A 19,397-nucleotide genomic window follows, 5' to 3' on the forward strand; every position below is an offset into this window, starting at 1 on the left:
GCGGGCTTGTCAGCCCACCGCCGCAACCTCGGGATTGGATGTCTCGCGCTGACGTATGACCGTCGAGCGCGAAAGCGATGAATTGTTCACTGAGCGGTCGCACCAGCCGAGGAACTCGGAAAAGGAGGATGCCCATGAGCGGCGTGCAGCGGTTCTCAGGCACCCCTCCATGAGAGGCGCGAGTTTCTCGCGATTGTGGGCCACTTCCGCGATGACCTTCGCCATGTCGCGCACCACCTGTGGATCGGCGGCAGCGTCGATCAGGATGCCGTCCTCGCCATCGATTATGAGCTCGTCGACGGCGCCGACGGCGGTCGCGATCGGAACGCAGCCGAGTTGCTGCGCCTCGGCGATCATCAATGGCGCCCCTTCCCATCGCGATGGCATCAGAAGAACATCCGCCCAACCCAGGGCTTTGATGAGGTCCTTGCTCGCAAACACCGGCGGGCGCACGTCAACGCCAAGATCCTTCAGTCGATCCGTCCACGATATGGTGGCGTCCGCGAGGATCTCGCCGCCAATCGCCCGGGCGTCGAAAGGTACGCGCGAGGCCCTGAGCTCCGCGATCGCAGCAGCCAGGCGGTCGATCCCTTTCTGTTGGTCGAGCCGGCCCATGTAGAGGACCCGGAGCCGATCGTCCTTGCGCTCGATCCGCCTGACCGACAGAACCTCTGCCAGGACCTTGGGCGGCACGGAGAAGCTCGCGCCGTTGGGGACAGCAAAGGTCTTCTCGTGCGGGACGCCGAAGCTGTGCAGATAGATTTTGAGCTGCTCCGAGCAGGTCAGGAACGCGTCATAGCAATGCTCATGCGCAATTGCCGCGAACGGCTGTCCGGCGGGCCTCTTGAAGCCCGTATTGTCGACGACGTGAAGATAGCAGGCGGTGCGGGTACCTTCGGAGCGCAGGCGCGCGATGAGCGGGTGCACCGCCATGACATGATTGTTGATTAGGAGGTCGAATCCGGAAAGCTGACCCTTGAGTGCCGACCAATCGACCTCATGCCCCTCGGCTATGAAGTCCTGCCCCAGAAAAGAGCCCGAGCCGCCCCAGGCGGGAATGCCCTGGTCCCAGAAGTGTATGTAATCAAAGCTCGCGTCGAACTCGTCGATTACGTCCATCCTGGACGTGCCCAACACAAACAGATGGGTCTCGTAGCCATTCGCCTTCAATTCACGCGCCGCAGCATAGACGACCTTCTCGGCGCCACCGAATGACGCGTTCGGAACGAGCAGTGCCGCGGTTCGTTTGCCTCCTTCGCTATGCCCGAGCGGCAGCACCGGCGAGCCGCCGAGCTCGTGGCGAAGTGCCTTGTGGAGTTCTGCGTAAGGCACGAGCCGCGCCGGGCGCCAGGTCCAGCGCCGGCCGGCCGTCCGGCGTAGCGGACTGGTCGCGATGGCGTTGACACAATTGATCATCACCTGCTGCGGCGTGATCAGCGAGCGGCGCGGCAGGGTTCTCGGGAAGGGAAAGCGCACCTTCAGCACCGCCGATGTGGGCCATACCTGCTGGTTGCCGATCGACGCGAACCAGTCGAGCGCATTGTTCTGGATCACGTCGCGCACGAGCGAGGTCGGCAAGAAGATGAGATCGGCATGCCCCACATGCGCCCCGGCCTCATGGAAGACCGGCTCGATCTTGCGCTGTGCGGCGTCATTGCCGAGCTGGACGAAGACGACATTGGCCTTCTCGCTCAAGCGCTCCAGATGCGAAAGCACGTTCGGTAGCATGCGCGAGCGCAGCAGGAGATCGAGGGTGGCGCCGCTTCCGGCAATCAGGAACGGCGGGAAATGGACGTTGTCCGGCTCGCCGATACTTGCCCAAAAGGACGGGATGATATCGTCGAGGCGAAGCTTCTGCGGCGACTTGGTCGGATCGGTGAAGAAGGAGATCGCCGCGTCTTCCGTCCGCGCAAAGAGATAGCGCGGGCATTCCTCATGTTCGAAATCAACGAGCATAGGACGCTGGAAAAGTGCCCTGTGGCGTTTCCTCAAGAAGCTCACCGAGGCGGCACGATCCCTGTTCGCCTCCTTGAAGCGGCTTTCCGCTCGTAGCCGGTATTCGAACGTCGTGTCGTGACACGGCGTTCCGACGAAGCCATGTTCGATGCAGGACAGCCAGAACTCCCAGTCTTCGAAACCGTTTTGCCTGTCGTCGTTGAAGCGCACGCCGGCACGGAAGACGTCGATCGAGATCATCGAGCCCGTGTCGCAGATGTTGTCGGTGATGCAGTGGACAAGCCGCGAGTAGCGGTTGCCGTAGTGCGCCCGCCAGCTCACTGAGAAGGTGTCAATATTGGTGTAGACCCAGCCGCAGCCGCTTGAGGCAAGCTGGCGGTAGAGGGTTTCGATCGTGCCCGGCAGGACGCGGTTGTCGGCATCGAGGAAGTAGACCGCTCGCGCCTCCGGCAAGTTTTCGAGCACATAGTCGATCGCGCGGTTGCGCGCGCCACCCGGTCCGGCATTCGCTCCGAAAAGCACATGGACCGTCGGATGGGCAGCAGCATAGAGGAGCAACTGGTCGAAGGTCTCCTGCCGCGGATCGCCGTCGACCGACACGACCACCGCAATCCTGCATTCGGAGACGGCCGATGCGAGCACCGATTCGATCGCCTCCAGCACAAGGGCCGCGTGACCGTAGAGCGGCATGGCGACCGCGATCAGGTCCGAAACGTCCTTATTGCCGGACATGCGACGCCCCTGCGGATTGCTTGACCAACCGGAAGCCGGACACCTTGAGCCACGAAAAATCGACCGTGTCCGTTACAGCGCGGCTGAGGATCATCAGATCCATGGGCTCGCGCACGGGTTTATCCAGTTGAAAGTTGATGTTGATCGCCTGCTGGGCAGTGACTTCGCGCCAGCCGCTGAAGAATGCCGAAGGCTTGGCCGCTCCCTTGCGCGCCAGCTCCGCCACCTCGGATCGCGCATTCGAATTGGCGGGCGCGAGCAGAAAGCTCACGGCCGCGGGCGCGCCCTGCGGATGGTCGATGACGGCGCTTGCCGAGAAGGAAATCGTGCCAGGGTCGACGGCGCGACCGATGGTGCCGGCCGAAATTCCGCTCGGCAGCGGGTGACAAACCACGGCGTGCTCGTGCTCAAGAAAGCGGACGGTTTGGAACTCAGGAACCACAGGCGTGACGGACACGTCGACAATCTGGCTCAAGAGCTCGACCGCCAGACGATAGTCTTCGATGAAATGCCCTTCGAGCAAGGCGGTCGGCGCGATCATGTTGGGCATGCGCGCCGGTCTGACGCCGGCAAGCCCTGTAAACACCCGGAATGCAAGCGGCCGGAGGTCGAGATCGGCATGAGCGGCGTCTGACCGGGCCGTATAACGCTCGCTTGCGATCGGATAGCCGAGCGAGAGCCCCACCATCTCCGTACCGGTTGTGGAGACCCTGAGCCGCAGCGTCCTTGCTCCGCCTCCGCAAGCCCGCGGCAGTGCGAAGAAATTCCAGCCTGCGGCCACCTGTGCGTAGGGCACGGTCCACTCGGCCACGCCCTCCCCGCTCTCGACATAGCCGAGCATCACGACCAGCTCGCCACCATCCTTCGGGACGGAGTGGAGATGTAGCGCGACGCCCGCCACGCCAAGACTGGAGACCGGCAGGAGTTGTTCGACATACCCGGTCGCGAGAAGCTGCCCTATGCCTTCGTCCTTCGGATCGACATAAGGATCGTGCGCGAAGATCTCGGTGACCGGCTCCCAGTTGCGAGCCTGGAACGCGTCCTCGAGCGCGCGGTAGTTCTCAAGCAGCGCCTCGCGCTCGCGCCGGAGGATGGCGAGCTCGGACGTTACCGAGGCGGCGAAGCCGGCAAGCCGCCCCACCCCGCCTTCGACCAGCGCACGAACGAGCGCCAAGCTCTCCGTCTTTCTCCTCGCATCGAGCCGCTGAAGCGGTATCTCGGGGATCGTTCCCAAGGCACGCAGGGACGCGAGTCCCTCGGTCAGGTCCGCCTCCGCCTCGTCAGAAAAAGCGAGCGCAATCAGCGGGAACGCGTTCTGTAGAGGAATGCGGGAGTCTGTTTCCGCCTTGAGATAGTGGACCAGATGCTCGATGTCGCTTCCTTCGACATCTGCCCGGTCCCGATCGGATGCTACAACCAGCCTTCGCTTCGCCGGCGATTGCCTCACGCTAGAAGACGTCAATTCTTGCACGCAGCGGCCCCAGAATAAATCGATTGTGTCGAGGATGAAGCTTGCTCAGCGAATGAATAAATTCGCCCCCGAAATTCATCGCTCAACACCTATCGAGGCATGCCGCACTGCACAATAGTAAAATCTTGGGGTTTCTCTTCGATTTTATACTTCAAAACTTGAAGCAATATTCACGCAAATTGCGTCTCTGCCGAAAAAGCCGTTGTCTTTCCGGTAGTATTACCGATCAACGTCAACTGCCGCGCGAGGCAATCCTCCAGCCTGAACCTTTGTTCGACCGTCCTGCGTGCGGCAGCGCGCAGTGCACGGAAATCGTCCGGACGTTCGAGCACTCCGAGTATCGCTTCGGCGAGTGCATCCGTGTCGAAGAATGGGACAAGAAGGCCGTTGCGGCCCGACCGGATGACCTCCTGAACCGGGGTCGTGTCCGATCCGATAACGAGCGCGCCGCACGCCATCGCCTCGAGCACCGACCAGGACAGGACAAAGGGATAGGTCAGGTAAAGGTGGGCCGCGGAGATCTGAAAGAGCTGGCGAAGCACGGAATGTGCCACGACGCCCGGGAAAATAACCCTCTCGCGCGGGAGATCCAGTGACGCAAGGAGGTGGTCCTTCCACGGTCCTCCACCGGGAGGCGGCGCTCCATAACTCACGCCGTCGCCGCCGACAAAAACAAACAGCGCATCCGGATGCCGCCGGACGACCTTTGCGGCCGCCTCTAGCGCCTGTGGGAAACCCCGATAAGGCTCGAGGTCGCGCGCGACGAAGGTGATAACGGGGTCGCCGGCCTTGAGCACGCGCCCATGGGGAAGTCTCAGCGAAGCCGCGGGATCCGGTCGGAAGCGTCGTGTGTCGATGCCTTCATGGCACACCGCAATGCGCTGCTGCGCGTCGGCCGGATAGAGGTTTCTCTGCCAATTGGTCGGGCTGATACCCCCCTCGATCGCCTCCAGCGACAGGAGCTGTGCGATGTTGCGCAGACGCAATCTCTTGCGGGTCTCCGAATCGGGCTTGTCATCCGGCGCGAAGCCGACATCCGCCCCTTCGGCACGATAAAAGAACTCGCAATATCCAAGTGCGGGTACGCGCGGCAGCACATCCTTCACAAACATCATGCTGCCCCATCCTATGTGGCCGAGGATGACATCGGGGACCTGGCCGAGGCGTGCCATCGCGTCGAAGGTCTCCGCGACCCGATGGCCAATCCTCACATGGTGGTCGGGCGCGCCGAGATGTCGCGCCATTTGCGGATGGGCCCGCGGACCCGGTTCCGCCCGGTGCCGGACCACCCGGACCGAAGGGATCCGTTGATCCACAGTCTCGGTCACGATGGTCACCTCGTTGCCCGCCTCTGCCAGATGGCGAGCGAGGGCCGCGAACTGGCCGAAACCGCGCCGGTGCACAAATGCTACATGCATGTTCTCAAACCCGCCGCAAAACAGGAACCGTTGCCCGAAGACGCATCAAATGCCGTAACGAGCGGCATTGCCCCAGACCAGTTCGAGACGGTGCAGTGTTTGGAAGGCGGTCTCGAGATTTCGCCGGTCCTGCTCCCCATGGGTAAGGGCGCGCTCATAGGACTTCGCCGCTTCGCGCAGGCTGGCGCAAAGCTTTCTGCCTTTCTCCGAAAGCCGGATGCGGGCTGATCGCTTGTCGCGCTGCGAAGCGATTCGGTCGATGTAATCGCCGTCGCCGAGCTGCTTCAGGTAATAGGAGATGTTGGACCCCATGTAGTAGCCGCGGTCCAGGAGCTCGCCCACCGAGAGCTCCGCCTCCCCAATCGCCAGAAGTACCATCGCCTGCGCCGGCCCGATGTCGTCGACGCCGATCTTGGAAAGTTCCGTGCGCAGCAGGCCGGAAAAGCGTCGGCTGGCGCGCTCCATGACACGAGCCAGCTCGAAATAGCTGATCAGCGGACCGTCTGCGTCGCGATCGCTTTCAGGGTTGTCTGGTATCTTCCTCATCGTGTCGCTGGCAGGCAGGACTGCCACCGTGTCTGCGAAGTTTGCGAACGGATAGTGAATCCTATGATTCATCCCTCTCTCCATTGGGAACTTACTTCAAAAATTCGGAAATTTACTTCAAAACTTGAAGCAAATTCATGATGCCCCTGCCCCCCGAATTTCCTGATCTTGAGCAAGCGATCTTTATTGTGCCACACTGATCGCAGCAATACTGTGATTTGAGTGAATCTGACCCAGATCGCGCCCTCGCTTACACCCCTTATCCGGAAAAATCGCCAATGCGTAATACTGTTCCGAATCAAATGATTAGCAAGGGCCAAATCGGGCCAAAGCCGTCGCAAAACGGGACGATCAACCCAAGGATGTTAGTCTTGCGTGCCCGTCGCGTCTTTGTTGTGACACTTCTTTATGCAGCTTTGCTCAGCGCCTGTATCAACCTCCTGCAACTCACCATGCCGCTCTACATGATGCAGGTACATGACAGGGTGTTGAATAGCCAGAGCATGGACTCGCTCGTGATGCTGACGATCCTGGCACTCGGCGCGCTTGTCGTTCTCGGCGTGCTCGATTTCATCCGCGCCCTTACCTTTCAGGCGATGGGCAGTGCCGTGGTGCGCTGGTTGAACCTGCCGGTTCTCACCGCTGCGGTGCAAGCCTCGGCCGATCAAGGGCTTGCCCGCGCGACGCAGTCGTTGAGGGACCTGACCGAACTGCGCGGTTTTCTGACCTCATCGGCGGTCAGCGCTCCGCTGGACGCTGCCTGGTCACCTATTTTTCTGGGCGTGCTTTTTCTGCTGCACCCACTCTTCGGGATGATTGGGGCGATTTCCGTGGCGGTGCTTGTCTGCTGCGGCCTCCTCAACGACCTTTTGACCCGACAGCTCATGAAAGAGGCAAGCCAGGCTAATATTGAGGCAGTCTCGAAAATAGGTGCGACATTACGCCACGCCGAGGCCATAGAGGCGATGGGAATGCTGCCGGCTCTCGCGAATAAGTGGCGCGCCGCGCAGTTGCACGCCCTCAGCGTGCTGGAGGCCAGCGGAATCAGAAGCAGGGCGATGGCCTCGATTACCCGCAGCCTGCGCTTTGCCATTCAGATGATATCGCTCGGCGCGGGCGCCCTGCTCGTGATGAAACAGGAGATCTCCCCCGGCGCGATGATGGCGACGACCATTCTCGTCGGGCGCCTGCTGCTGCCCTTCGATTCCGTCATCGAGAATTGGCGGCAATGGATACTGGCTATAGCCGGCTGGCGCCGGATCCAGACAGCGCTCGGCGAAGACCTTGCGGTCCGCCAGACCATGCCGACTCCGCGCTCCGAGGGCGACCTGGTCGTGGACAAGCTGGTCTACGCCGCTCCCGGCGTCGACGTGCCGATCATTAAGGGCATCTCCTTCTCGCTGTCACCCGGGGAGGTCCTGGGTATCGTCGGCCCCTCGGCCGCCGGCAAGTCCACCCTGGCGCGGCTGCTTGTCGGCATCCTCAGGCCCAGGGCTGGTGGCGTCTTCCTTGACGGCAACAATGTCTATCTCTGGGAGCGCAGTTCATTCGGAAAGGTGGCAGGCTACCTCCCCCAGTCTGTTTCCCTCCTCGAGGGAACGATCCGCGAAAACATCTCCCGCATGGAAGAAAGCGATCCCCACATGGTGCTCGATGCGGCACGGCTCGCCGACGTCCACGACATGATCGGGCGCCTGCCGCTCGGCTACGATACGCCGGTGGGCGAAGGGCAGCTGACGCTTTCCGGCGGGCAGAGGCAGCGCATCGCGCTCGCCCGCTGCCTTTACGGCCGCCCGCGTCTCATTGTCCTCGATGAACCCAACGCCAATCTTGATGCGATCGGCGAGCGAGCCCTCATCCGCGCGGTCGAAGACGCACGCCGCGACGGAGCCATTGTCATCCTCATCGCCCACAGGCCGGCCATCATGCAGGTCGCCGACAAATTGCTCGTGCTCGAAGGCGGCCGCGTCACCCAGTTCGGCCCGCGCACGGACGTTGTCGCATCCATGATCCCGGGTGAAACACGTCGCGAAGGTACCGCCTGATGATGAAAGAACCGATCCTGCCCGTTCGCGTGGATGCTCAGCCCCTCGTCAAGGCCGACAATCCGGAACGCCGCCTGCCGGTCCGTGCAGGTGCGCCGCTTTCCGCGGCCGCGCCTGAACACGACCTCCCGGAGGACCATACCCGTTCACCCATCAGGCGCCTCGTCATTGCGGGGCTGACGACGATCCTGGTTGCTTTCGGAGGATTCTTCGGCTGGGCCTTCTCGACGGAGCTCAGCAGCGCCTCGGTCAGCAGCGGCACCGTCGTCGTCGACTCCAAGCGCAAGACGATCAGCCATTTCGAAGGCGGTGTCCTGAGCCGCGTCCTGGTTCAGGAGGGCGATCACGTCGTGGCCGGGCAGCCGGTCATCAAGCTCGAGGACACGCGTGCCCGCTCCGACCTCCAGGCACTGCAAAGCCGGCGTGTCGGTCTGATCGCAAAGCTTGCGCGTCTCAGGTCCGAACAGGCAGGAGCGGCGGAGATAGCCTTTCCCGTCGATCTCGACGGCACGGACGACACGGCCGCTCACGATGCCGTCATGGCAGAGACAGCGTTCTTCGAGAAGCGCCGCGAAGCCAAGAGGGGCAAGGTAGAGATCCAGCGCAAGACCATCGAGGAATATTCCGAGAAGGCCAAGTCTCTCGCCGCGCAGCTTCAGGCGACCGAGCGCCAGATCGAGCTCATGAACGAGCAGCGGAGCGCAATCGCAACCTTGGTCGACAAGGCATTTGCCCAGCGCTCGAAGCTCATCGAGATCGATGGCAGGCTCAGCGAACTTGCCGCAACGCGCGGTGAAGTCGCCGGTGACAAGGCCCAGGCGGAAAAAGCCATGGCCGGCGCCGAGCTCGCGCTGACCGGAATAGAAAGCGACTTCCAGTCGGAGATCGCCGGAGAGATCACCACCGCGCGGCTCGAGCTCGCGGATGTCGAGGAGCGAATGATCGCCGCGGAGGACGTCCTGCGCCGCCTCGATATCCGCTCTCCCCAGGCCGGCGTCATTGCCAACATACAGCTGCGGACGCCCGGCAGCGCGGTCACCCCCGGCCAGCCTCTGCTCGACATCGTCCCCGAGGACGAGCCGCTGCTTGTCGAAATGCATGTCAGCACGCGCGACATCGACAGCATAACAATCGGCTCCAAGACGCAGATCCGCCTGACCGCCTATAATCAGCGCACCCATCTGCCACTCGACGGCAAGATCACCTATATCGCGGCCGACCAATCGGTGGATGAGAAATCCAACGTCTCCTACTTCGTGGCACGTGCCGAGGTCGCCCCGGAATCCCTCGCCGCCAATCCCGATATCCGCCTCTATCCCGGCATGCCCGCCGAGGTGCTGATCGTGCACAAGGCCCGTTCGGCAATCGATTATCTCGTTTCCCCGGTCACCGACAGCTTCAACCGGGCATTTCGGGAAGATTGACGGAAAATTCCACTGCAGCGCCGCGCGTCCAATCGGACGCGCAAAGGCCGCTGTAGCACTTTCAATCGCTGCATGTTCTTATTGTTAAATCGGGATCCGATTTAAGGAAGCATGCGGTAGACGACGATCGCATCGCACAAATTACTTTGAATTTTGAAGCGATTTACGAGCATTGCGATAATAATAACTCCTAAAAATATATTGTACCAATATTGGCACATATTCCGACTCTTCGTAAAAATACGAAAATAATGTCGAAACTACACGATTTTATTCCTGTTCTGGATGTTGCCTTCCCATTTTTTGCGATGCACACTCCGGCACGCAATCTCGGCTCCCTGCCGATGATGCATGCATCAAACGACGAAGAGGAGTAAGCAGATGGCCACTTTAGAAGGCGGCGCATACGACGACGCCCTGTTTGGCTCTCGCTTTGACGATTTCATTCGCGCCCACGGGGGTGATGATTTCGTCAACGGAGGCAAGGGGCACGACATCATCTTCGGAGACGGAGGTGACGACTTGCTGTTCGGCGGCGACGGAAACGACACAGTTTTCGGCGGCGAAGGCACAGATCTTCTCTATGGTGAAAAGGGTAACGACAACCTGGTCGGCGGAGCGGGCGATGACCTGCTCGACGGCGACAAGGGTAACGACATCCTTCTTGGCGGCGAAGGCAACGACTTCCTCGTCGGCGGCAAGGGCAGCGACCTGCTCTACGGTGGCGCCGGTAACGACATCATCAATGGCGGCGAAGGCAACGATCTCCTGGTCGGCGGCCACGGCAGCGATGTCTTCGTGTTCGATGGCGGTGGCGGCAACGACGTTATCCTCGACTTCACCCCCGGTGAGGACGTTCTGCAGATCGCAAAGGGCATCAATGGTCTGGACGTCACGGCGCCCGAGGATCTCGCTTCACGCATCACCCAGGTCGGCGGCAATGTCGTGATCGACCTCGGCCATGGCGACACCCTGACGCTGGTGAACGCGGACGCCGAAGATATTCAGGCTCATCCCGAGAACTATTTCACCGTCCACTAAGTTTGAACGGGCGCGCCCTGCCTCCTCCCGTGGGGCGTGCCATCTCTTGCAAACCGTCCAGAGGAGTGGCGTGTGACGTTCGACGACCGTACGAGGGGCGCCAGCGTTGTTTTCGGCGATGCGAAGGCCTTTCGGCTCGGCTCCGATGTAGCCGTATTGATCCTTGATGTTCCCGCCAGGCTGCCCTCCGCAGCCAAGTGTACACTCGTCATGCAAGACCAACCGGTCCCGCTTGTCAGCACCACGCTTTCACTCACCACCGGCAGCCAGCGCATCCTCTGGGCCATGCGTCCCGGCGAGCAACCGGCCCGCGGGCAGATTTCGACCGAGAGCGGCAACCTTCAAACGGTTACCCTTCGGCCCGTCGGTGAACTGCCCCCCTTCGATGTCGAGGCCCTGTTTGCCGAGCTTGCGCCGGAGGGCTGCATCAAATTTCTGAGCAATCTGCTGACCGCCTGGCGAAGCGCGTTCCGAATGTCCAGGGATCCGCTTTTTGTCGGCGTTGTCGAGGACGCGCTTCACGCGCTCACCTCGCGGTCGAGGCCCGCCAAGGTCGCCTGCCCCGTCGCTGAAGGACGATACCTTGTCGAGACCGCCATCAGTGCTGATTTCGGCGAGATCAGCGCCGTCTACGCCCTCAGCGCGAACGTCCTTCTGCCGCTCGCTTCACAGTCTCGCATTGGCATCCACGGGGAGAAGAACCTGAGGCCGTGCCATTTGATCGTCGAATGTTCGAGGCTCCCTCAGTCTTTGGTGCTGCAGGGGAAAAGGGGCGTTGCGGTCCGAGAGTTGATTCCCGGCAATCCGCGTTACCCGAGCCTTCAAGCCTGGTGGACCGAACGTGGCCGCGCACCCGAACTGCGCGAGTTTGTCGTCCGCTCACTGTCGGGTGTGCCGGAAGGCGGCGCGGCAATGGCCGCCGACCTGCAGCTTCGCACCCCGCTTCCTGCACGCCAGATCGGCAAATCGCCGATGCATCCCGCCGCCGAGGTCGACCTTGCTCTCGCCCTTTCGGGCGGTCTGCTCGCCGGTGGCTGGTCGCACGACCCCACGGGCATTCTCGCCGGGATCGACTACCTGAAAGAGGATGGCACGGTGGTGCCACTCGATGGCAACTGGTATGAGTTTCCCGCCTGGGCGCGTGGAGCAAAAGAGGACTCCAGAACGGACGTTACCGGCTTTGTTGCCTGGCTGCCGCTCAATGAGCCATTGGGCACCCTCCTCCAGCCGCGCTTCCAGATGCGGCTTGCCTCCGGCGCAGTGAAGCCTCTCGTGCCGAAGCCGCAGCCCTTCGAGCCCACGGCACAGCGCAACCGCATCCTGCGTGCAGTCCCGCCGCAGCACGCCATCGACCAGGCCTTCCGCACGATACTTGCCCCGGCGCTGCAGGATGTGGAACGGCGCCTGGGCAGGACGATAGAGGTCGACTACACGAAGGACTACGGCCTGCCGCAGGAGGCGCCGATCGTCTCGATCGTCGTGCCGTTGTACCGGGTTCTCGATTTCCTGCGCTTCCAGCTCTCCGGCATGGCGACGGACCCTTGGCTCGCGAAGAACGCAGAGATCATCTATGTGCTGGATTCTCCCGAAATCCAGGACGAGACGGAACACCTGCTTGGCGGCTTCCATCTGCTCCACGGCCTGCCGATGAAGCTCGTGGTCATGAACCGCAACGGCGGCTATGCCCGGGCCTGCAACGCCGGTGCGCGCTTTGCAAGAGGCACCGTGCTGGTGATGCTCAATTCCGACGTCGTGCCCACATCAACCGGTTGGTTGCAGGCGCTCATGCGGCCGCTCATGGAACAGAAAGGGCTCGGCGCCATTGGTCCGAAGCTCATCTTCGAGGACGGTTCACTGCAGCATGCCGGGCTTTACTTCGCGCGCGACCGGCACGGCGTGTGGCTCAACCACCACTTCCACAAGGGCATGCCGGGTGACTATGCGCCAGCGCAGGTCGCTCGCTCCGTTCCGGGCGTTACCGGCGCATGCCTGGTCACGCGGCGGGATATCTACGAACGCGTTGGCGGATACACCGAGGACTATGTCATCGGCGATTACGAGGACAGTGATTTGTGCCTCAAGATCCGCAGGTGCGGCTACGACATTGGCTATGAGCCATCGGCCTGCCTTTATCATTTCGAGCGCCGGTCGATCCGCCGCAGCCAGGACTACATGCGCGGTGTCGCCAGCCAATACAATTCCTGGCTGCACTCCGAGCGCTGGAACGACGACATCGCCGACCTGATGGCTGCCGGCAGCGGCAGTGAAGGAATCGCCTCCTTCGGCGGCGAAGCAGAAGCAAGGAGTGCCGCATGAGCGAGATCGCGCTGCGTCAAGAGAGCACGCCGGCCTCGGCGCCTGCCCGTGAGGATCGGGTTGAGTGGTTACAGGACGCCGTCCTGCGCAACCGCTTTCTGCCGCAACCGGCCCCCGATAGCGTTTTCGTCGGCGATGGCGACTTCAAGGCGGTCGGTGCCGAATTCCTCGGCCATTTCATACGGATGGGCGGATTGCTGCCGGAAAGCCGCGTGCTCGACATCGGTTGCGGTATCGGCCGGATGGCGGTTCCGCTCACCCAGTATCTGGACTTCGAGAAGGGGCGCTACAGTGGCATCGACCCCGTCGAAGGCGGCATCGCCTGGTGCCGGCGCTTTGTCACCCCCGCCTACCCGAACTTCGCGTTCCAGCGGGTCGACATCGCGCACGACCTCTACAATCCGCAGGGCAAGATCAGCGGCAAGGCATTGAAACTGCCCTATGCCGACCGTCACTTCGATTTCGTCATCATGACATCGATCGTGACTCACCTGCCGCCGGACGAGGTCCTCGTCTATCTGAGCGAGATCGGCCGGCTCCTTCGTCCGGGCGGACGCCTGTTCATGACCGCCTTCGTTGTCGACTCCGTTGCAGCAGCAAATGAAACGGGCAGGCGCGATCCGCGCCTGGCGTTCCAGCGCGATGGCGACGGGCCCTGCTGGTTCGTCCCCGAGCTGCCCCGGCTTGCCGCGGTTGGCTTCGACGACGGTTTCCTCGACGGTGCTCTTGGCCGGGCCGGTCTCACAGCGATCACAAAGTCGCTCGGCTCCTGGCGCGGGCAGGCCGCGGATCACTATCAGGATGTCTTTGTTGCCGAGCAGCGGGGGAGCGGCGCTTGAGCATGCGCATTCTCGTTGCCGCCCACAACCATCCGGCACTCCATCCCGGAGGCACCGAGATCTTCGCGCACGACCTGTTCCGAGCCTACCGGCGGGCCGGCTGCGAAACGCTCTTCCTCGGCGCCGTAAACCAGATCCATCGCCAGGCGCGGCCTGGCACGAGCTTTCAGGGGATCGGCCCCGCAGGCGATGAAGTTTTGTTGTGGTCCGGTCACTTCGACCGCTTCTTCATGAGCCAGATCGATCTCTACGGCGTCGTTGCGGACCTCGCGGAACTGTTGCGCGAGTTCCGGCCAGACGTGGTGCACATCCACCATCTGCTCCTGCTCGGCGCGGAGTTCCCGCATATCGTCCGCCGCACATTACCGGAGTGCCGGATCGTCATGACGCTGCATGACTACTATCTTATCTGCCATCACGACGGGCTGATGGTGCGCACAACCGGCAAGGAACTTTGCCACAAAGCAAGCCCCGACCGCTGCCACGCCTGCTTCAAGGACATAGCCCTCGACCGCTTCGTATTGCGCGAAAGTCATCTGAAGGCCCTGCTTCGCGACGTGGACCGTTTCGTTGCACCGAGCCGATTCCTCCGGCAGCGCTTCATAGAATGGGGGCTAGAGGAAGATGCAATCAGCGTCATTCCGAACGGACTGCCACGGAAAGACGCCCCCGCCGCCCCGCCTCGGATCAATGCAGACCGACCCGTATTCGGCTATTTCGGCAATCTCAATCCGTGGAAGGGCGTACCGGTGCTGCTGGAGGCGGCGAGACAGCTCATTGCCGACGGCGTACCGTTCGAGCTGCGCGTCCATGGCGGTGCCCCTTTCCAGAGCGAAAGTTTCAGGGAAGAGATCACGCGGCTGTTTGGCGAAACGGCTCCCGTGGTGCAACAGCGCGGCCCGTATCGCCGCGAGGATGTCGCCGACCTCATCGCCGCGGTCGACTGCACGATCGTTCCCTCGATCTGGTGGGAGAATGCGCCACTGGTCATCCAGGAGGCGCAGGCCCTCGGCCGGCCAGTCATCGTCAGCAACATCGGCGGCATGGCCGAGATGATCGCCGACGGTGTCAATGGACTTACCGTCGCGCCCAACGATCCGCGTGCGCTGGCATCCGCCATGCGCCGCTTCGTGGAAGATCCGGCCTTGGGCCAGCGCCTTTCCACAAACGCCCGCGAGCCCGACGACATTGATACGACCGCACGACGCTATCTCGACCTGATCGATGCGATCGAGCCGGCACGTATCGAAGCGGCATAGAGGAAAATCGATGTCTGTTGTTGCCGAAAAATCAACCGGCGCCCCGGAACAGGACAATGCGAGGCCCATGAACGGCCGGGTGGACGCGATCGATCAGGGCCGCGTCTTCGGTTGGGCATTCGATCCGGCCACGCCCGACAAGCGGCTCACCATCCGCGTGATCCTCGATGGCAGCGTGATCGCCGAGGCGGTCGCCGACCGCAATCGCCCCGACCTCAAGCGTAACGGCATCGGCGATGGCAGCCACGCCTTCGAGATCGCTCTGCCGGAGGCGGCAGCCACGCGCACGTCCGAACTCATCGTGACGGCCCTGGATGGACGAGGCACGGAGCGGAGACTTCGTGTCCCCCGCCCCGACGAGCAGGCGGCCGAAGCCCTCATTGCCGCGCCGCTGACGAAGGTTCTCGACAAGCTCGACGTCCTGATGGCAGCGCAGCGACAATTGCAGGTGTCGCAGCGCTCTCTCCTACGCACGCAGAACGACGAGAGCGGCGAAACAGAGACACAAGGTTTGACCGCGATCGGCGATGCCGTTGCAAGCCTCCGCTCCGAAGTCGCGCAACGGCTGGACGATCTCGATGTCCACCTCATGCGGCTCGATGGCGTCGTGGCGGCAATGGAGAAGAACCTTGGCGGCTTGCAGAAGCGCTCGAACGCGGAGTTGAAGCCCTTGCTGCTCTTGCTTTTCGTTCTCGTGGGCTTTGCCGCCGGCGCCGGCCTCGCACTTTTCACGGGCGCGTGAGGGGCTCGACATGGTCGCTGTAGAACAAGCCCTTCCTTTTCCCTCCCAGCTTGCCGCCAGGATCATGAGGGGTGGGCGAGTGCTCGCCTCCCCCATCGACGAAGGACTTCTGCTCGTCATCGGCACCGGCGAACCGATGGCCGGAACCTTTTCGGCGGAGATCAACGACGACGTAGCCACCCGGGTGACGGCCTCCATCACCGGCTGGCGCTTGGCCTTGCCTTCTACTGCGGCCACACATGGGTTCGCGGCGTTGCTGCCGATAAAGGAAACCGATCGCCCGCTCGCGACCCTTCGCTTCGGCGAGGAGGAGTCCGGCAAGCGATTGATCTTTACGCCGCGGTCAGTCCCGGTGAGTGATGCCTCCGCGATCCTGGCCGAACTTGCCGGGGATCAACTCGGCAGTGTGCTGGATTCGCTGGTCGACGGGCTGATGCAAGAGTCCATCGGCCCGCGAAGGCTCTCGGCGATAATCGTTCTGCTGCAGTCCCGAAAGGGAAGCGACGGCTTCGTAGAACTCCTTGGCGAAACTCACGATGGAGTAATCTTCGTCAAGGGATGGGGCCGCAACATCGAACCCGGCGTTTGCCGCGTGTTGGTGAACAGCGGCAAGCCCGTGGTTTGCGACTGTGGGATTGCCGCCTTTCTCCGTCCGGACGTTCCGGCGGGAGGCTCGGGTTTCGTCGGGCTGCTTTCAACAAAAGAGCCGCTCCGTGTTCGTGACATCGAGGGGCTCGTCTATCGCGGGCGCGGAGGTTGGCGATATGCGCCGGTCCATGAACACCGGCAGATTGCCGGCCCTTCGGAGACCCCCGGCCATGTTCGCTCCGTGCTGCTTCAGACCCGCAGCTCGCCGCAGGTTCTTCTGGAACTGCGCGCCGCCGCAAACAGCTTCGAGGGCCGCGAGACCGTCTCCACCCTCCCCGTTCCCGTGCGGATGGGAGTCGACCTCGCCTTTCAGGCAAACGGCGGCGCTCTCCTGATCTCGGGCTGGCTGCTCGACCCCGAAGCCCACGTCAAGAGCGTCAAGCTCTGTGCCGAGCGGACAGCAGCGCGGATCGACGATCGTTGGACCCGGATCGAGCGCTCCGACGTGACGGAAGCATTCGCCGACGAGCCGGCGTTCCGGAGCGCATTCGGCCATGGAAACCATTCTCACGGTTTCATCGCCTTTGCGAGCGGCCTCGGTTGGGATTCGGCTGCACCCCTCCATCTGGAGCTGACGCTCACGGATTCCCGTCGCGCCTTCATACCCCTCACACCGGTGCGCGTTCCGCCTCGCATGGCCGCCCTTCGCCAGATCAGTTCCATCGATCCGGAACACTGGGGGCTCGCGGAAATCGTCGATCGCCAGATCGTTCCGTTCCTGTGCGCATCGGAGAGGAATTCTCCATGGATTGGGGCCACCGTCGACGCTGGTCCTTTCGAGCAGGCAGGCGGTCCGCCGATCATCATCGCAGCTGAGGACTCCGAAGACGGAGATATTGCCCCCCTCCTAGGACTCTTGGCGCTCGATCCAGAGACCCGCGTGGCGCCTATCGTGCTCGTCATGCCCGCGGAACGCTTTCGGCGGCAGGCCGGCCGCATCAAGGAACTCGCGCAATTCTACCGGCTGTCGCTCAAGCTCATGGCCGCTGAGGAGACCGGTGATCTCTACGACCTTCTGGAAGCGGGGGTACGGGCACTGTCACAAGAGACAGTGGTTCTGCTTGCCGGCACGCTGTTGCCGCTCCGAGGCGGCTGGTACGGCAAGCTCGTGGCCGCCCATGAAGCACAAGGGGGAGTCATTTCCCCCACGCTTGCCTATGAGGACCATTCGGTCCGTTGGGCCGGAAGCTGGCCGGCCGGCCAATCGGAGTATCCGGCATCGAGTCGGTATGCGGGCTATCCGCTGAGCGCCGTAACCGGCCTCAAATTGACCCAGGTCGCGGCAGCGTCGTTGGAGTGCTGCATCATGCCGCGCGAAGCCTTCCTCGCCGCCGGAGGTTTTTCCGGCGGTTATCTCGGCTCCCAGCAAAAAGGGCTGGACCTTGGCCTCAGGTTCAACCGCGCGGGAATACCCTCCTACTGGCTACCATCGGTGCAGATGCTGGGGGCCGATGAAACGTCCAGCGCAGCGACGGCGACACTCGCTCCCCTCGTTGAGCGGATCGACCGAAGAATATTCGCTGCGCGTTGGGCTTCGGCCTCGGAAAGTGCAGGCAATTGGCTCGAAGAGGTCTCCGCATGAGCGACCGGCTCCGCGTTCTCGTTGTTTCACATGGCCACCCGGCGATGTCGCTCGGGGGCGCGGAGATTGCGTCCCATAGCCTTCACAAGGGCCTGAACGCCTTGCCGGGTGTCGAATCGATCTATCTGGCCCGCGTAGGCCATCCCGTCCCACGCCATGGTGCGTCGGCGCTCATGAGCCACCGTCTCGCACCTGACGAAGTCCTCTTCCACCTCGACGACTACGATCACTTCTTCCTCTCTAACGGTGATACCGAAGCGATCCGTCGCGACCTCCTGCGCTTTGTCGGCGACGTCACACCTCATGTGGTCCACTTCCATCACCTGATCGGCATGGGGGTGGAGGCACTCTACGCCCTTCGCGAGGCACTACCGGAAGCGATTATCGTGGTGACCTTCCACGAATATCTGTCCATCTGCCATAATCACGGGCAAATGGTGAAGCGACCGTCAGGTCAACTCTGCAGCAAGGCTTCTCCAATCAGTTGCCACGGATGTTTTCCCGAAATCCCCGTCCCCCGTTTCCTGAAGCGCGAACAGTTCTTGCGCGGCATGCTCGGCCTTGCCGACGCCTTCGTCTCTCCAAGCATGTTCCTCGCCACGCGGTATGTCGAATGGGGAATCGACGCGGAGAAACTCTCTGTGATCGACAATGGAATAGTGCCTGGCGAGATCGCGCCGCTGCGAGACCTGCCGGCTCAGACCGGCCGGCGAAACCGCTTCGCCTATTTCGGGCAGATGACGCCGTTTAAAGGCATTGATGTGTTGATCGATGCTGTTTCACGCGTGCCGCAGGAGATATGGGGCGAGGACTCCTGCCTGATGATCTTCGGCGGCAACCTTGAACGCCAGCCAACGGAATTCCAGGACAGGATCAAGAAGCTTATCGATGAAGCCGGCCGCAGGGTGCGCTTCTACGGTGCCTATCAAAATGGGGACATGCCGCGGTTGATGCGTTCCGTCGACTGGGTGGTCCTGCCGTCCATCTGGTGGGAAAACTCGCCCGTCGTTATCCAGGAGGCCTTGCATCACCGTCGGCCGATCATCTGCTCCGACATCGGCGGCATGGCCGAGAAGGTTCGGGACGGAAGGGACGGGCTGCATTTTCGTGCCGGCAGCGCCCAGGACCTGGCCGATCGGATCATCGAAGTGCTTGGCGAGCCGAAGGTTTGGGATCGGCTGCATGCAACCCTGCGGCGGCCGATCAGCCATGTCGATGCCGCCAGCGCCCATGCAGACCTCTATCGCCGGCTGCTCGGGGAAAAGCGGAGCGCGATGGCTGGTGGACATTACGATCCGGTCCCGCTGCCCGCCTGAACCGCGTTGGGAGGAAACGCGTCATATTTCCCGAAGAGTGAAGTGATATCGAGGCCCGGAGT

General features: G+C 62.3%; 13 protein-coding genes. 9 read left to right on the forward strand and 4 right to left on the reverse strand.

Annotated features, from left to right (window positions below; translation table 11 throughout):
* Positions 1 to 9: 9 nt before the first annotated feature.
* The 4 genes from GHK62_RS11770 to GHK62_RS11785 all read right to left on the reverse strand — a co-directional run bounded on the left by GHK62_RS11770 (position 10) and on the right by GHK62_RS11785 (position 6,195).
* Positions 10 to 2,688 (reverse strand): glycosyltransferase, encoded by a 2,679-nt coding sequence (locus tag GHK62_RS11770; protein WP_153439264.1) that lies wholly within the window; start codon positions 2,686 to 2,688, stop codon positions 10 to 12.
* Complete coding sequence (locus tag GHK62_RS11775; RefSeq protein WP_184108771.1) at positions 2,675 to 4,159, reverse strand: DUF6212 domain-containing protein; 1,485 nt, start codon at positions 4,157 to 4,159, stop codon at positions 2,675 to 2,677. Before GHK62_RS11775 ends, GHK62_RS11770 begins: the two co-directional genes overlap by 14 nt.
* Before the next feature lie 170 nt (positions 4,160 to 4,329).
* Positions 4,330 to 5,577, reverse strand: coding sequence for a glycosyltransferase family 4 protein (locus GHK62_RS11780; RefSeq protein ID WP_153439266.1), 1,248 nt, complete (start codon positions 5,575 to 5,577; stop codon positions 4,330 to 4,332).
* Positions 5,578 to 5,622: 45 nt separating this feature from the next.
* The gene (locus GHK62_RS11785) at positions 5,623 to 6,195 is read right to left on the reverse strand and encodes a MarR family transcriptional regulator (protein WP_167528219.1); all 573 of its coding nucleotides are present in this window, start codon (positions 6,193 to 6,195) and stop codon (positions 5,623 to 5,625) included.
* A 206-nt stretch (positions 6,196 to 6,401) separates the two neighbouring features.
* Between GHK62_RS11785 and GHK62_RS11790 the strand changes: the two genes are divergently transcribed.
* From GHK62_RS11790 to GHK62_RS11830, 9 genes are all read left to right on the forward strand, one after another.
* The gene (locus GHK62_RS11790; protein ID WP_153439270.1) at positions 6,402 to 8,168 is read left to right on the forward strand and encodes a type I secretion system permease/ATPase; all 1,767 of its coding nucleotides are present in this window, start codon (positions 6,402 to 6,404) and stop codon (positions 8,166 to 8,168) included.
* Entirely contained in the window at positions 8,168 to 9,592 is a 1,425-nt protein-coding gene (locus GHK62_RS11795) for an HlyD family type I secretion periplasmic adaptor subunit (protein WP_153439272.1), read from the forward strand. The genes GHK62_RS11790 and GHK62_RS11795 overlap by 1 nt, the downstream gene beginning before the upstream one ends.
* A gap of 381 nt (positions 9,593 to 9,973) precedes the next feature.
* Positions 9,974 to 10,633 carry a calcium-binding protein gene (locus tag GHK62_RS11800; protein WP_153439274.1) on the forward strand — a complete coding sequence of 220 codons (660 nt, stop codon included), beginning with the start codon at positions 9,974 to 9,976 and terminating at the stop codon, positions 10,631 to 10,633.
* A gap of 72 nt (positions 10,634 to 10,705) precedes the next feature.
* The gene (locus GHK62_RS11805) at positions 10,706 to 12,949 is read left to right on the forward strand and encodes a glycosyltransferase family 2 protein (RefSeq protein ID WP_184108773.1); all 2,244 of its coding nucleotides are present in this window, start codon (positions 10,706 to 10,708) and stop codon (positions 12,947 to 12,949) included.
* On the forward strand, positions 12,946 to 13,788 hold the full coding sequence (locus GHK62_RS11810) for a class I SAM-dependent methyltransferase (protein WP_153439276.1): 843 nt from the start codon (positions 12,946 to 12,948) through the stop codon (positions 13,786 to 13,788). Before GHK62_RS11805 ends, GHK62_RS11810 begins: the two co-directional genes overlap by 4 nt.
* Positions 13,785 to 15,047 carry a glycosyltransferase family 4 protein gene (locus GHK62_RS11815; protein WP_167528220.1) on the forward strand — a complete coding sequence of 421 codons (1,263 nt, stop codon included), beginning with the start codon at positions 13,785 to 13,787 and terminating at the stop codon, positions 15,045 to 15,047. Before GHK62_RS11810 ends, GHK62_RS11815 begins: the two co-directional genes overlap by 4 nt.
* Before the next feature lie 10 nt (positions 15,048 to 15,057).
* Positions 15,058 to 15,789, forward strand: coding sequence for a hypothetical protein (locus tag GHK62_RS11820; RefSeq protein ID WP_153439278.1), 732 nt, complete (start codon positions 15,058 to 15,060; stop codon positions 15,787 to 15,789).
* Between the two features lie 10 nt (positions 15,790 to 15,799).
* Positions 15,800 to 18,019 carry a hypothetical protein gene (locus GHK62_RS11825; protein WP_153439280.1) on the forward strand — a complete coding sequence of 740 codons (2,220 nt, stop codon included), beginning with the start codon at positions 15,800 to 15,802 and terminating at the stop codon, positions 18,017 to 18,019.
* Positions 18,016 to 19,335 (forward strand): glycosyltransferase family 4 protein, encoded by a 1,320-nt coding sequence (locus GHK62_RS11830; RefSeq protein ID WP_153439282.1) that lies wholly within the window; start codon positions 18,016 to 18,018, stop codon positions 19,333 to 19,335. The genes GHK62_RS11825 and GHK62_RS11830 overlap by 4 nt, the downstream gene beginning before the upstream one ends.
* The last annotated feature ends 62 nt before the right edge of the window (positions 19,336 to 19,397 follow it).

Source organism: Sinorhizobium terangae, from assembly GCF_009601505.1.
In the GTDB taxonomy this organism is placed as follows: domain Bacteria; phylum Pseudomonadota; class Alphaproteobacteria; order Rhizobiales; family Rhizobiaceae; genus Sinorhizobium; species Sinorhizobium terangae.